Consider the following 13,228-nt stretch of genomic DNA (forward strand, 5'->3'; position numbering starts at 1 on the left):
ATGCATCCCGTTCAGAATCGATAGGTCAGGTCGAACACGATGCGCAGTTCGCGCTCGCGCCGGCCGTCGTAGGGGCGGCTGGTGCCGGTGATCGTGGCGCCGACGTCGAACACGTCGTTGGTGCGGAAGCGCTGGCCGTAGCCGATCAGCATCATGGCGCCGGTGCCGAAGCCGCGTTGCGCGTAGGCGCCCGCGCCGGCCAGGAACTGCTGCTCCCAGGCGGTCTCGTAGCGGCGGTACAGCGTGTGGGTCAGCCGCACCGACGGCAGCATCGTCAGGTCCGAGCGCGGGTTGTAGTACGGCGTGTCCTCGCGCGTATTGCGCGAGGCCCATAGATCCACCAGCAGATCGGCCTTCAGATGCGGCGCGGTGTAGAAGCGCTGCACGCCGGTCACGCCGGCCTCGAGCCGGTCGTTGCCGTCGCTGAAGCGCGACGGCGCCACCGTGAACAGCCATTCGCTGCGCTCGCTGGCGCGGTAGCGCGTGAACACCGACAGCGTGTCGGCATAGATGCCTTGCTTGAGCGCGCGCAGCGGCGTGCCGGTCGAGCGCAGCGCGCCCGATGCGCCCACCTGCCAGCGGTCGTCGATGTCGTACTGCGCCGACAGCCGGCCGCCGGCACGGCCACCGCCGCCATACGAATGCGTGGAAACCTCGCCCTCGAGGGTCAGGTCGCGCACGCGGTACTGCACGCCGGTACGCGCCCAGCGGTAGTCGACGTTGCCCTCGTCGAAGCGTCCGGTCGCATAGCCGATACCGCCGAAGGCGCGCCAGTCATAGTTGATGGGCGGGCTGTACAGCACGGCCTCGATGCCGAAGTTGCCGTTGCCGACCACCGCGCTGTCATTGGCCAGGCCGCGATAGCCCTCGATGCGCAGTTCGGCCTTGTTGTGCACGTTCCATTCGCGATCGAGGCGCTTGACGGCCAGGTCCTCGGGATAGCGGGCCAGCGTGTCGTTGCGCAGCATCTCCGCCTGGCGCCACTCCTGCAGATCGAGCGCGGCGTGGCCCTGCTGGACCTCGAGCGGCACGCTGCGCGGGTCCAGCGTTTCGGCGAGCTTCAGCTCGCTCTCGGCGCGGCGCGGCCAGGCGCGCGCCCGGTAGACGTCGGCCAGCGCGACGCGCAGGCCCGAGTTGGCCGGCGCCTTCTGCACCAGTTCCTCCAGCTGCTGCTGCGCCTCGATGGTGTCGTCCGCCTGCCGGCGCGATTGCGCACGGACCTGGGCGGCGTCCAGCCACAGGTCGTTCGGCTGCGCGGCCGGCTGGCCCTGCACCCAGCGCCAGCGCGGCTGCTCGGCGCTCGCCTGCTGCACCACGTCGCCGGCCGGCGGGAATTTCTCGGCCTCGGCGTGCGAGTAGTACAGCCCGGTCTGCGCCGCCAGCCGCGCCTCGGTGTCGCCCTCCGGCGGATAGGCCTCGCTCAGCGCCCGCTGATACAGCTGCTCGGATTGTTCGGGCTGGCGCAGATACAGATAGGCGGCGGCGACATCGGTCAGCGCGTAGGCCGGCACCTGCACGCCCTCGGCGCGCAGCGACTCGTATTCGTCGACCACCTCGCGCATGCGCACGCGGGCATGCAGCGCGGCCAGCCGGTCGACGCGCGCGCGGCGCAGTTCGCTCTCGCCCTGCGGCCCGAGCGCGCGCAGTTGCGGCATCAGTTCGTCATAGCGCGCCAGCGCGCGGTCGGCGATGGCGAAGCGCTCGGCCTCGGTGCGGGTCGGCTTGTCGGCAAGACGCACCTGCTCGGCGACCGCGTCCAGCTGCAGCGACAGCCAGTCCATCCGGTCCAGCAGGCCGGGACGCTCGCCGGCGATGCGCAGCGCGGCCTCCGGCAGGCCGGCATGCTGCAGCGTGCGGACGTACTCGCGCACGATGTCGTTGCGCTGCGGCGCCAGCGTATTGGCCTTGTCGGCCTCGTACAGCGCCTCGTAGGGTTCGCGGGCGCGGATATGGGCGTACGCCAGCGCGATGCGGGCATCGGCGTTCGACGGCTGGCGGCGCACCAGCGCCCGGCCGGCGGAGATGGCGTCGGCGGTGCGGCCGCTGTCGGCCAGCGTCAGGATCTCGCCCAGCACGAAGTCCTGGCGCGCCGGGAAGCGCTGCTGGCCTTCCCGGTAGCGCGCCAGCGACGCGTCCCACTGGCGCTCGTCGCGATGGGCGCGGGCCAGCGCGGCCAGCGCCTCGGGGGGCAGTTGCGCGGCGTCGCCCAGCTGGCGGTACGTCTCGAGAACCTCGGCCGGGCGACCCGCCCAGCCGGCGATGATCATGCGGTCCCAGGCGGCGCGGCGATCGGTCGGCGCCTGCGCCAGCCGCTCGCGCAGCGCGGTCAGGGCCGGCTCGTGGTCGCCGGCGCGGGCGCGCTGGATCAGGGCATCGTATTGCTGGTCGGCCTGCGCCGGTGCGGCATGCGCCGGCACCGCCAGGCAGGACATCGCCGCCGCCAGCCCGACGGCCAGCTGCACCGGGGTACGCCGCCGCAACGTCTGCAAACGGCGGGTATCGGCCGGAACGCGGGCAGGAGAGCGCGAATGACGCGTCATCAATGACTCCATGGGGACTCCGCAGCCTGTCTCGCTGTGATGGTCAAGCGCCCGCGGCGTGCCATCGAAGCGCGCACGCGAGTCCGTTATCGGCTAGGAAGAGGCGGCACGAGGGCACGGAACCCGATCGGGTCTGTCCCGCCTGCGGAGATCGACGGGGGAGGACCTACGGGATCCGGCGGGCACCGAAGAACCGCGCCGGATGGCCATCCGCAGCAGGGATGGCGTCGTGCAACCGCAAGCGCAAATGAAGCGCAAGGTGCGGAGCCGCAAAACTTCGCAAAGTGTAGTGAAGAAGCTGAAAATCGATTGTGAACGATGGAAAACACGCCAAATTCCGCCGCCGCGGCCCCCTACCTTGGTCGGGGATTGCGGGACGGGCCCGCCGCCGGGCGGCGCTCGCGCTCGACACCGGCATGCGAGGCAAGTTAAAGTAGCGACTTCGTTCCGGATGCGCGGTGTCCCACAGAGCGTCGCTTTCCGTGTAACCTCCTACACGCATCCCGAATCACCCGATCCCCGATCACCCAATCGCCTGACGCAGAACCACGATGACCTTCCGGGCTCCGACCGTTTCGTCGCATTCGTCCCGTTGGTGGCGCTTCCACTAGGAAGCGGCACGTCGTTGCGTTCTTGTTCGCACCTTGCCGCCGTTCCGGTTGGCAAACGTGCGGTCCGACAGCTCACCGGTGCGGCGGCTCCTAGATACCCAGGAGATCTGCCGATGCCGTCGAATCCCTCCCCCGCTTCAATCGTTTCGAATTCCGCCGCGCGCATGCCTGCGCCGGGGACGCTTGCCGCTTCGTGCATTCATGCGTCCATGCGCGGTCCGTCCACGCACGCCGTACGCGCCTTCCGTTTCCACCAACATCAAGCCGGGTGAATCATGCTGCTGATGATCGACAACTACGACTCGTTCACCTACAACCTGGTGCAGTACTTCGGCGAGCTCGGCGCCGACGTGCGGACCCACCGCAACGACGAGATCACGATCGAGGAAATCGAGGCGCTGGCGCCCGAGCGCATCTGCATCTCGCCCGGTCCGTGCAGCCCGGCCGAGGCCGGCATCTCGGTGGCCGTGCTCAAGCACTTTGCCGGCAAGCTGCCGATCCTCGGCGTGTGCCTGGGCCACCAGGCGATCGGCGAGGCGTTCGGCGGCAAGGTGATCCGCGCCAAGCAGGTGATGCACGGCAAGGTCAGCCGCATCGAAACCACGCAGCAGGGCGTGTTCGCCGGCCTGCCGAAGGCGTTCGACGTGACGCGCTATCATTCGCTGGCGATCGAGCGCGAGACGCTGCCCGACTGTCTGGAAGTCACCGCATGGACGCCCGACGGCGAGATCATGGGCGTGCGGCACAAGCAGTTTGCGATCGAGGGCGTGCAGTTCCATCCCGAATCGATCCTGTCCGAACACGGACACACGCTGCTGGACAACTTCCTGAAGGTGGCGCGATGAAACGGCTCGATGCCCCGCTCGCGCCTGCCCTTGCTGCCTCTGCCCTTGCCGCCCTTGCTCCTGCGCCTTCACGCGACCGATCGAACGAACCCCACGCCTGCGAGACCGCCATGCCCATCACGCCCCAGGAAGCGCTGACGCGCTGCATCGAACACCGCGAGATCTTCCACGACGAGATGCTGCATCTGATGCGGCAGATCATGCAGGCGCAGATCTCGCCGGTGATGGCGGCCGCGATCCTGACCGGCCTGCGCGTCAAGAAGGAGACCATCGGCGAGATCACCGCCGCCGCGCAGGTGATGCGCGAGTTCGCCAACAAGGTCACCGTGTCCGAGCGCGAGCATTTCGTCGACATCGTCGGCACCGGCGGCGACGGCTCGCATACCTTCAACATCTCGACCGCGTCGATGTTCGTCGCCGCCGCGGCCGGCGCGCGCATCGCCAAGCACGGCAACCGCGGCGTCAGCTCCAAGTCCGGCAGCGCCGACGTGCTGGAGGCGCTCGGCGTCAACATCATGCTGACGCCCGAGCAGGTGGGCCAGTGCATCGCGCAGACCGGCATCGGCTTCATGTTCGCGCCGACCCACCATCCCGCGATGAAGAACGTCGCGCCGATCCGCAAGGAGATGGGCGTACGCACGATCTTCAACATCCTCGGCCCGCTGACCAATCCGGCCGACGCGCCCAATATCCTGATGGGCGTGTTCCACCCGGACCTGGTCGGCATCCAGGTGCGCGTGATGCAGCGCCTGGGGGCGCGCCATGCGCTGGTGGTCTACGGCAAGGACGGCATGGACGAAGTGTCGCTGGGCGCCGCCACGCTGGTGGGCGAGCTCAAGGACGGCGAGGTGCGCGAGTACGAGATCCATCCGGAGGACTTCGGCCTGTCGATGATTTCCAATCGCGGCCTGAAGGTGGCCGACGCGGCCGAATCGAAGGAGATGCTGCTCGAGGCGCTGTCCAACGTGCCGGGCACCCCGCGCGAGATCGTGTCGCTGAACGCAGGCACCGCGCTGTACGCCGCCAATGTCGCCTCGTCGATCGAGGACGGCATCGGCCGCGCGCGCGAGGCGATCGCCAGCGGCGCGGCGCGCGCCAAGCTCGACGAGTTCGTGCAGGCCACGCGGCAGTTCCAGTAATCAGAGGCAAGCAAGCATGTCCGACATCCTGCAGAAGATCCTGGCCGTCAAGGCCGACGAAGTCAGCGCCGCGCGCAAGCGCCGCGACCTGCCGAGCCTGCGCGCCGAAGCGGAAAGCCTGCGCGACGAGGCGGGCCTGGCACCGCGCGGATTCGGCGCGGCGCTGCGCGCGAAGATCGAGGCCGGCCACGCCGGCGTGATCGCCGAGATCAAGAAGGCGTCGCCGTCCAAGGGGGTGCTGCGCGAGCATTTCGTGCCCGAGGCGATCGCCGAGAGCTATGCGAGCCACGGCGCGGCCTGCCTGTCGGTGCTGACCGACGAGCATTTCTTCCAGGGCCATGCCGACTACCTGCGGCGCGCGCGCGGCGCCTGTCCGCTGCCGGCGCTGCGCAAGGACTTCATGGTGGACCTGTACCAGGTCTACCAGGCGCGCACCTGGGGCGCCGATGCGATCCTGCTGATCGTCGCCGCGCTCGATCCCGGCCTGATGGCCGAGCTCGAGGCCTGCGCGCACGAACTGGGCATGGACGTGCTGGTCGAGGTCCACGACGGCGCCGAGCTGGAAGCGGCGCTGCGGCTCAAGACCCCGCTGGTCGGCGTCAACAACCGCAACCTGCGCACCTTCGAGGTCTCGCTGCAGAACACGCTGGACCTGCTGCCGGCGATGCCGGCGGACCGGCTGGTGGTCACCGAGTCCGGCATTCTCGGACCGGACGACGTGGCGCGGATGCGCGAGGCCAATGTGCACGCCTTCCTGGTTGGCGAAGCGTTCATGCGCGCCAAGGACCCCGGCGCCGAGCTGGCCCGGCTGTTCGCCTGAACCCCGCCTCTGCTGACCCCGGCGCACCGACCGATCCGATGGCCCAGGAAATCGAACTGAAACTGGCGGTGCCCGATGCCGCCGCCGCGGCCGCGCTGGTCGCCTGGCTCGACGCCAATGCGCGGGCCGTCGGCGAATCGCATCTGCTCAACGTCTATTTCGACACGCCGGCCCATGAGCTGGCGCAGGCGCGCGCCGCGCTGCGGCTGCGCCGCGACGGCACCCGCTGGCTGCAGACGCTGAAGACCGCGGGACGCAGCGAGGCCGGGCTGGCGACGCGCAACGAATGGGAAACCGAGGTCGCCGGCGAGGCGCTGGAGCCGGAGCGGCTGGAGACCGAGGCCCGCACGCTGCTCGAGCCGTTGCTGGGCCGCTTGCAGCCGGTGTTCCGCACCGATTTCGTGCGGCGGACCTGGCGGCTGCGCTGTCCGCTGACGGGCGCCGACGGAACGCAAGCCGGAACCGGGATCGAAGCCGAGATCGAAGCGGCGCTGGACGCCGGCGAGATCGCCGCGGTGGCGCAGGATGGCACCACGCCGGCGTCGGCGTCGGCATCGGCATCGGCATCGGCATCGGCAGCGGCGCGCGAGACCATCCACGAACTCGAACTGGAATGGCTGTCGGGCGACCCGTCGCAGGCTGCAGCGACGCTGCGCGCGCTCGGCGAGCGGCTCGGCGCGGTGGCCGCGCTGACGCCGTCGGACCGCAGCAAGGCCGCGCGCGGTTATGCGCTGGCGAGGCAGGCCGGTCAGGCGGATCAGGCCGGCTCGCCAGCGGGAGCCGCATGATGGGCCGCCGTCCGAGCCGATCCGCCGCCGCCGAAACCGGTCAGGGCGAGTTGTTTGCCGGCGCGGCGAGCGATGCCGGGGTCGACCCGCGCCCCGATGCACGGACCGACGCACGCGCCGATGCACGGACCGACGCACGCGCCGATGCGCGAGCCGATGCGCGAGCCGATGCGCGAGCCGATGCGCGAGCCGCTGCACGGGCCGATGCGCGAGCCGCTGCACGGGCCGATGCACAGGCCGATGCACAGGCCGACGCGCGGGCCGATACGCGGGCCGATATGCGGGCCGATGCATCGGCCAATGCCGCCGCCGGCGCGCCGCCGCACCAGTGGACTCCGCTTGCGGCCCAGGCCGACGCCCTGCCGCCGGCCTGGCGCGCACTGCTGGCGCCGTGCCTGGCCACGCCCGCATGGCAGCGGCTCGCCGATTTCGTCGACGGCGAGCGCGCCGCCGGCAAGCCGGTATTCCCGCGCGACGTCTTCCACGCGCTGCACCTGACGCCGCCCGAGGCGGTCAAGGTCGTGATCCTGGGCCAGGACCCGTATCACGGCGTCGGCGTGGTCGATGGCGTCGAGGTGCCGCAGGCGCATGGGCTGGCCTTCTCGGTGCCGGACGGCGTGCGGGTGCCGCCGAGCCTGCGCAATATCTTCAAGGAGATCGCCGCCGAGTACGGCGATCCGGCGGTGGCGCGGCCCACGGCCTCCGGCAATCTGGAAGGCTGGGCACGCCAGGGCGTGCTGCTGCTGAACACCGTGCTGACGGTCGAGCAGGGACGGGCCGCCAGCCACGCCAAACGCGGCTGGGAAGCGGTCACCGACTGCCTGATCGCGGCGCTGGCGGCCAGCCGCCCGCATCTGGTCTTTCTGCTGTGGGGCAGCCACGCACAGGCCAAGAAGGACCTGCTGGCCGGCGAGCATTGCATCCTGGAGGCGCCGCACCCGTCGCCGCTGTCGGCGCATCGCGGCTTCCTCGGTTGCGGGCATTTCCGGCTGGCCAACGACTGGCTGGTGGAGCACCAGCGCGAGCCGATCGACTGGAGCGCGCACCAGGCGCGGGCGGCGATCGGTCGCTCCTAGGCGCGCCCGCCGATCCGACGCTCGCAGGCGCGGGCCTCGATCACTTGCGGGTGCCAGTCACTCTCGGGCGTCGATCACTCGCGGGCGCGGGTCATTCTCGGGTGTCGACCTCTGGCGGGCGCCGGTCACTCGCTGGAGCGCCACTCGAACAGTTCGAACTCGCCCTCGCCCGGCTCGACCTCCAACCGCTCGACCTTCGCCGCGGGCGGGCCCTGCTCCATCCATTCGCGCAGCTTCGCCAGCCGCTCCGGCGGCCCGTACGCCATCACCTCGACCGTGCCGTCGTTGCGGTTGCGTACCCAGCCGCCCAGGCCGAGCTCGATCGCCAGGTCCTCGCAGGCCGCGCGATAGCCGACCCCCTGCACCTTGCCGTGCGCCACCATGTGCCAGGTTTCCATCGCCGTTCCTCCTTGCGAGTCCGTACACCCGTGCATCCGTACAACCCTAGACTAGTGCGATGACGCGGGCATGACCACCCCCGCGCGAGGCGGGCGGTCTTCAGCCTGCGCCCGCGGACCCCGGCGCCTTGCGTCCTGCGCCCTTGGGCCGTTGCGCCTTTGCGCCTTTGCGCCTTTGCGCCCTTGCGCGCTTGCGCCCTGCGTCCTGCGCCCCTCGGGCTCTCAGGCGCGCTGGCGGATCGCCCGGCCGATCGCGCCGGTGCGCAGCGCGATCTTGGCGGCGTCGGCGCGCAGCGCGCGCAGCCGGCGCTCCAGCACCGCGTTGGCGGCGCGGCCGGTCGAGCTCGCGGTACCGCCCGGTTCCGGCGCGCCGGCGGTCTGCACCAGCGTTTCGGTATGCCAGCGGTCGGCGGAATCGGCCAGCCGGGCACGGCGTTCGGTGGCTTCGGCGAGCGCGGCATCGGCAGCCTCGGCCGCCTCGGTGTCGGCGGCCTGGGTATCAGCGGCCACGGCGGCTTCGGCGGCCACCGCGGCTTCCGCAGATTCCGTCGCTTGCTTTACTACGGCCATCGCGGCCGCCTCCCTTGCCTCCGCCACCTCCGTCGCTGGCTTTGCCTTCGCCGCCTCTGCAGGCGAGTGCGCTGCCGCCCCTGCGTCCACCGTCGCCGCTGTCGCCGCCGCTGGTTCGGCATGCTCGCCCGCCGCCGCGACCTTCGCAGCTGCGCCCTCAGCGGCCGCGGCCGGCTCCTCGGGCGGTGCCGCCCGCCGGCGGATGAACCCCGCGCCCCTGCCCTCGCCCCGATCGCCTTCGAGCAACCGCTCGCTGGCCAGCCGCAGGCTGCGGCTCGCCGCCTCGGTCGCTTCCTCGATCGCGGCGCGCGCGGCCGGCAGGTCGAGTTCGTCGGCGTGCTGGCGCACCTGGATGCGCGCCGCGGCGACATGGGCCGCGACCAGGTAGTTCTGCACGATGAAGCGGTTCAGGTTGTCGACCGCGCGGTGCCGGCTCCTGGGCTCGTCCAGCATGCGCTGGAACGAGCCGATCAGCGCCGACAGGCTGTCCATGAACTGCTTGCGCTCGACCCGATAGGCAAAGTCGTCGCGCGTCAGCCCGAGCAGCAGATCGCGCGTGGCGGCGATATAGCGCCGGTTCGCATTCAGCACGTTCTCGACCAGCGCCGGAATCGCGCGATATTCCCAGCTCGGCAGCACGAAGCTGAAGATCGATGCGATCACGCCGCCGATGACGGTATCGACCAGCCGCTCGCCGACCACCGTCGAACCCGGCATCAGCAGATTGATCTGCACCAGCACCTGCACGCAAGCCGCGATCGCGGTGTAGCGGTACTTGATCGTGACGAAGGTCGCGCTGGCCACCAGCGAGACGAACAGCACCGCCAGCAGCACCAGCGGTTCGTGCACCACGCGCAGGATCGCCAGCGCGATGATGCAGCCGATCAGCGTGCCGATCAGGCGGTCGTTGTAGCGCTGCTTGGTCATGCTGAAGTTCGGCTTCAGGATGACGATGATGGTCAGCAGGATCCAGTAGCCGTGCGAGGCGTAGGGCAGATGGCTTGCGACTACCAGGCCAGCGGCGACCGCCATCGTGACGCGCAGCGCGAAGCGGAACACCGGCGCGCGCCAGTGCAGGTTGTCGCGCAGCACGCGCCATTCGTAGCGCTGGCGCGTCAGGAACGGCGTCATGTCGGGGCCGGGCAGCACCTGGCGCGGCTCGACCGGCGTGCGCGAGGCCACGTGCAGCTGCTCGACCAGCGCGATCGCGCCCTTGATCATGTCGAGCGTCTCGCCCAGCGCCGTCATCGCGGCCGGGTCGATATGGTGGTGCCGCAGCATCGCGATCTCGTCGGCGACCGCGCGCAGCGCCTCGCGATAGTCGACCTCGGCATACGACGGCCGGCCGCGCGTCACGTCGTAGGCGATCGCCTCGACGTCCTCGCACATCAGCCGGATCAGCCGCCGCAGCGCGTCCAGCACCGGCGTGCCGGCGAAGGTCTGGCGCAGCAGCGGGTAGTCGGTATTGGTCGACAGGATGTATTCGTACAGGTCAAGCATCCGCAGATGGACCTGCACCAGCAGCCCGTCGTGCGGTGTGCGGTTGCCGCGCAGCACCAGGTCGCGCGCCGCCTGCTGCCGCTCCGCGACCACGATCTGCTGGCGCACCAGCGCATTGAACTGCTCGTCGTAGTCGTTGCCGGCATCGTAGAAGCCGGCCTTGATCTCGAGGTAGCCGGCCAGCTCGTACAGCGACTCGGCCAGGATCTGCTGCTTGGTGCGCCGCTCCATCAGCCAGCTGACCGCCATCGCGTACGCCATGTACGCCGCCGCGCCGGCGCCGAACAGCAGCGCGTGCTCGATCGCCCGCCGCACGACGAAGTCCTCGCTCAACGTCAGCGTCATCACGAACAGCGTCGAGAACTGCAACGGCATGGTCTTGTTGCCGTAGACCGTCATCATGCCGGCCAGGAAGGTGACCAGCACCAGCACGACCGGCAGCACGCGCGGGAACGGCGTCACCAGCGCGACGATCAGCGTCACCGCGGTACACAGCAGCACGCTGGCCAGCATCTCGTTGAACTTGTGATTCACCGGGCTGGGCAGGTCCATCAGGCTGGTACACAGCGCGCCCATCGACACCACCATCGCGGTCGGCAGGTCGGCCAGCTGCAGCGCGATCAACGTCGCGCCGATGACGCCCGTCGCCGATCGCAGCCCGCGATAGACGTAGTGCGAAAAAACGAAGGTGCGGGGATCGTGGGCGTATTGCATGCGGGCGCGGCGGGCGGCTACGGCGGACGAACTGCGGCGGACAAACTACGGCGGAAGGCCGGGCCGGTAGCTTACTGGCCCAGCCAGCGCGCGCGCAATGGATGGCGGCCGCGCTGGCGCCGATCGTCGCCTTCCTCGAGCTGCAGGCGATATTCCGTCGCCGGCTCCGGCGCGAAGGTAACCGGCAGCACGTGCAGCTCGTCGCGGCGGAACAGGTGGCAAGGCACGGTGTCGCCGGCGCGATAGCGCGCCAGCAGCTTGTCCAGCTGCCCCGCGCCGTTGGGCGCGACGCGCAGCCCGTCCACCGCGGCCAGCAGATCGCCGGCCGACCAGCCGGCCGCCTGCGCCGCGCCGCCGTCGAGCACCTGCGTCACGCGCACCCAGCCGTCCTCGCTCCTGGTCTTGATGCCCAGCGCCGCGGCGCGCGTCGGCTTGCGCGGTTCGGCGCGGATGCCGAACGGCTTGAACAGCGCGGGCAGCGGCAGCTCGCCGGTGCCGTCGGTCCAGGCCCGCAGCTGCGTGGACACGCGCACGCCGGCCACCTCGTCGATCAGCGCATGGACCTCGTCCTCGGTGACGCCGCGCTGCACCGCGCCGGGCGCATAGAAATCGCGTCCATAACGGCGCCACAGCATCCGCATCACGTCGTCGAGCGAGCGGCGTCCGTTGGTGCGGCTGCGGATGGTCAGGTCCAGCGCCAGCCCGATCAGCGAGCCCTTGGTGTAGTAGCTGACGATCGCATTGGGCGCGTTCTCGTCCTGGCGGTAGTACTTGGTCCAGGCGTCGAAGGAGCTGTCGGCCACGCTCTGCTTGGCGCGGCCGCTGCCGCGCAGCACGCCGTTCCAGGTCTTGGCCAGCAGCTCGACGTATTGCTGCTCGGTGATGCAGCCGCTGCGCACCAGCATCAGGTCGTCGTAATAGCTGGTGAAGCCCTCGAACAGCCATAGCAGCGGCGTATGGGTTTCGGCCTGCAGCCGGTACGGCACGAAGGCCGCCGGCTTGATCCGCTTGACGTTCCAGGTATGGAAATACTCGTGGCTGCACAGGCCGAGGAAGCCGCGATAGCCCTCGCTGCTTTCCGGATTGCCGCGCACCGGCAGATCGCCGCGCGCGCACATCAGCGCGGTGCTGGCGCGATGTTCGAGGCCGCCATAGCCGTCGCCGGTGACCATCGTCATGAAGACGTAGCGGCGATTGCTGTCGAGGAACGGCGCACGTTCGCTGCGCGGCTCGAACAGCCGGATCTGCGCCTCGCAGATCCGCTTCAGGTCGCGGCAGATGCGCTCGATGTCGAGCCGGGGCACGCGGCCGGTGAACACGACGTCGTGCTGCGCGCCGCAGGCCTTGAACGTGCCCATCGTGAACTCGCCCATCTCGACCGGATGGTCGATCAGCTCGTCGTAGTCCGCGGCGCGATAGCGGCCGAATCCGTAGCGCTTCGCACCGCCGCGGCCGGGGGCTTCCGGCAGCGCGGTGGCGACGCGCCAGTTGCGATAGGCCTCGCCCTGCGGCGGATGGATGTCGACGGTGCAGGGGCGGTCGGCCTTGCCTTCGACGCAGAGGAACACCGAGGTCCCGTTGAAGAAGCCGTGGGTCTGGTCCAGATGCGCGGCGCGCACCGACAGGTCCCACGCGTAGACCTCGTACGATAGCGTCAGCGGACCGCGCGCCGGGTCGATCGGCTCGGCCTGCCAGGTGTGCTTGTCGAGCTTGGTCAGCGCCACCGGCTGGCGCTTGGCGTCATCGCCGGCATCGCCGCCCGCATCGGCACCGACATCGGCGCGGATGCGCACGATGTTCCGCGCGAACTCGCGAATCATGTAGCTGCCGGGAATCCACGCCGGCAGCGAGAAACGTTGGCCGGCGGGATCGGGATCGTCCACCGTGACGGTGACCGCGAACAGATGCGCTTCGGGCTGAAGCGGGGCAATGGCGTAGTGGATCGGCTTCATGGCCACGATTGTAGCGTCACGGGCACGCGGGCCCGACGCTGCGCGGCTGCGGGGCTGCGGCGCCGATGCGGTGATGAACTGATGCCGTGGTGCGTGGATGCGCTGGTGCAGCGGTGGGCTAGTGCGTTGGCGCTGCGTTGGCGCTGCGTTGTCGCTGCGTTGGCCCTGCGTCCGTGCCGCGTTGGTGGCGCGGTGGTGGCGCGGTGGTGGCGCGGTGGTGGCGCGGTGGTGGCGCGTTGGTGGCGCGTTGGTGCCGCGTTGGTGGCGCGTTGGTG

9 protein-coding genes are annotated in these 13,228 nt (G+C 70.2%); 5 read left to right on the top strand and 4 right to left on the bottom strand.

Translation table 11 applies throughout. The features are described 5' to 3' along the window. Nucleotides 1-11: 11 nt before the first annotated feature. On the bottom strand, nucleotides 12-2,540 hold the full coding sequence (gene pgaA, locus F1599_RS06330; RefSeq protein ID WP_223819512.1) for a poly-beta-1,6 N-acetyl-D-glucosamine export porin PgaA: 2,529 nt from the start codon (nucleotides 2,538-2,540) through the stop codon (nucleotides 12-14). An 886-nt stretch (nucleotides 2,541-3,426) separates the two neighbouring features. Between pgaA and F1599_RS06335 the strand changes: the two genes are divergently transcribed. The 5 genes from F1599_RS06335 to F1599_RS06355 all read left to right on the top strand — a co-directional run bounded on the left by F1599_RS06335 (nucleotide 3,427) and on the right by F1599_RS06355 (nucleotide 7,819). Beyond that, complete coding sequence (locus tag F1599_RS06335; RefSeq protein ID WP_149319646.1) at nucleotides 3,427-3,996, top strand: aminodeoxychorismate/anthranilate synthase component II; 570 nt, start codon at nucleotides 3,427-3,429, stop codon at nucleotides 3,994-3,996. A gap of 110 nt (nucleotides 3,997-4,106) precedes the next feature. Beyond that, complete coding sequence (gene trpD, locus F1599_RS06340) at nucleotides 4,107-5,135, top strand: anthranilate phosphoribosyltransferase (protein WP_149319647.1); 1,029 nt, start codon at nucleotides 4,107-4,109, stop codon at nucleotides 5,133-5,135. Between the two features lie 16 nt (nucleotides 5,136-5,151). After that, nucleotides 5,152-5,955, top strand: a complete 804-nt coding sequence (gene trpC, locus F1599_RS06345) for an indole-3-glycerol phosphate synthase TrpC (RefSeq protein WP_150082567.1) — start codon at nucleotides 5,152-5,154, stop codon at nucleotides 5,953-5,955. Between the two features lie 38 nt (nucleotides 5,956-5,993). After that, entirely contained in the window at nucleotides 5,994-6,743 is a 750-nt protein-coding gene (locus tag F1599_RS06350) for a CYTH domain-containing protein (RefSeq protein WP_150082568.1), read from the top strand. A gap of 278 nt (nucleotides 6,744-7,021) precedes the next feature. Beyond that, on the top strand, nucleotides 7,022-7,819 hold the full coding sequence (locus tag F1599_RS06355; protein WP_150082631.1) for a uracil-DNA glycosylase: 798 nt from the start codon (nucleotides 7,022-7,024) through the stop codon (nucleotides 7,817-7,819). 125 nt (nucleotides 7,820-7,944) lie between these two features. Here the strand turns inward: F1599_RS06355 and F1599_RS06360 are convergent, their stop codons facing one another. The 3 genes from F1599_RS06360 to F1599_RS06370 all read right to left on the bottom strand — a co-directional run bounded on the left by F1599_RS06360 (nucleotide 7,945) and on the right by F1599_RS06370 (nucleotide 12,953). Next, nucleotides 7,945-8,217 (bottom strand): acylphosphatase, encoded by a 273-nt coding sequence (locus F1599_RS06360; RefSeq protein ID WP_149319650.1) that lies wholly within the window; start codon nucleotides 8,215-8,217, stop codon nucleotides 7,945-7,947. Between the two features lie 222 nt (nucleotides 8,218-8,439). Continuing rightward, nucleotides 8,440-11,001 carry an FUSC family protein gene (locus tag F1599_RS06365; RefSeq protein WP_150082569.1) on the bottom strand — a complete coding sequence of 854 codons (2,562 nt, stop codon included), beginning with the start codon at nucleotides 10,999-11,001 and terminating at the stop codon, nucleotides 8,440-8,442. A gap of 71 nt (nucleotides 11,002-11,072) precedes the next feature. Further along, complete coding sequence (locus F1599_RS06370) at nucleotides 11,073-12,953, bottom strand: M61 family metallopeptidase (protein ID WP_150082570.1); 1,881 nt, start codon at nucleotides 12,951-12,953, stop codon at nucleotides 11,073-11,075. Nucleotides 12,954-13,228 lie beyond the last annotated feature (275 nt).

The organism is Cupriavidus cauae (genome assembly GCF_008632125.1).
Lineage (GTDB): Bacteria > Pseudomonadota > Gammaproteobacteria > Burkholderiales > Burkholderiaceae > Cupriavidus > Cupriavidus cauae.

Bases quoted from the DNA above. Each gene is read 5' to 3' on its own strand.
- F1599_RS06365 (WP_150082569.1), bottom strand. From the start codon at position 11,001: ATGCAATACGCCCACGATCCCCGCACCTTCGTTTTTTCGCACTACGTC.
- trpC (WP_150082567.1), top strand. From the start codon at position 5,152: ATGTCCGACATCCTGCAGAAGATCCTGGCCGTCAAGGCCGACGAAGTC.
- F1599_RS06335 (WP_149319646.1), top strand. From the start codon at position 3,427: ATGCTGCTGATGATCGACAACTACGACTCGTTCACCTACAACCTGGTG.
- F1599_RS06360 (WP_149319650.1), bottom strand. From the start codon at position 8,217: ATGGAAACCTGGCACATGGTGGCGCACGGCAAGGTGCAGGGGGTCGGC.
- F1599_RS06370 (WP_150082570.1), bottom strand. From the start codon at position 12,953: ATGAAGCCGATCCACTACGCCATTGCCCCGCTTCAGCCCGAAGCGCAT.
- trpD (WP_149319647.1), top strand. From the start codon at position 4,107: ATGCCCATCACGCCCCAGGAAGCGCTGACGCGCTGCATCGAACACCGC.
- F1599_RS06355 (WP_150082631.1), top strand. From the start codon at position 7,022: ATGCGGGCCGATGCATCGGCCAATGCCGCCGCCGGCGCGCCGCCGCAC.
- pgaA (WP_223819512.1), bottom strand. From the start codon at position 2,540: ATGACGCGTCATTCGCGCTCTCCTGCCCGCGTTCCGGCCGATACCCGC.
- F1599_RS06350 (WP_150082568.1), top strand. From the start codon at position 5,994: ATGGCCCAGGAAATCGAACTGAAACTGGCGGTGCCCGATGCCGCCGCC.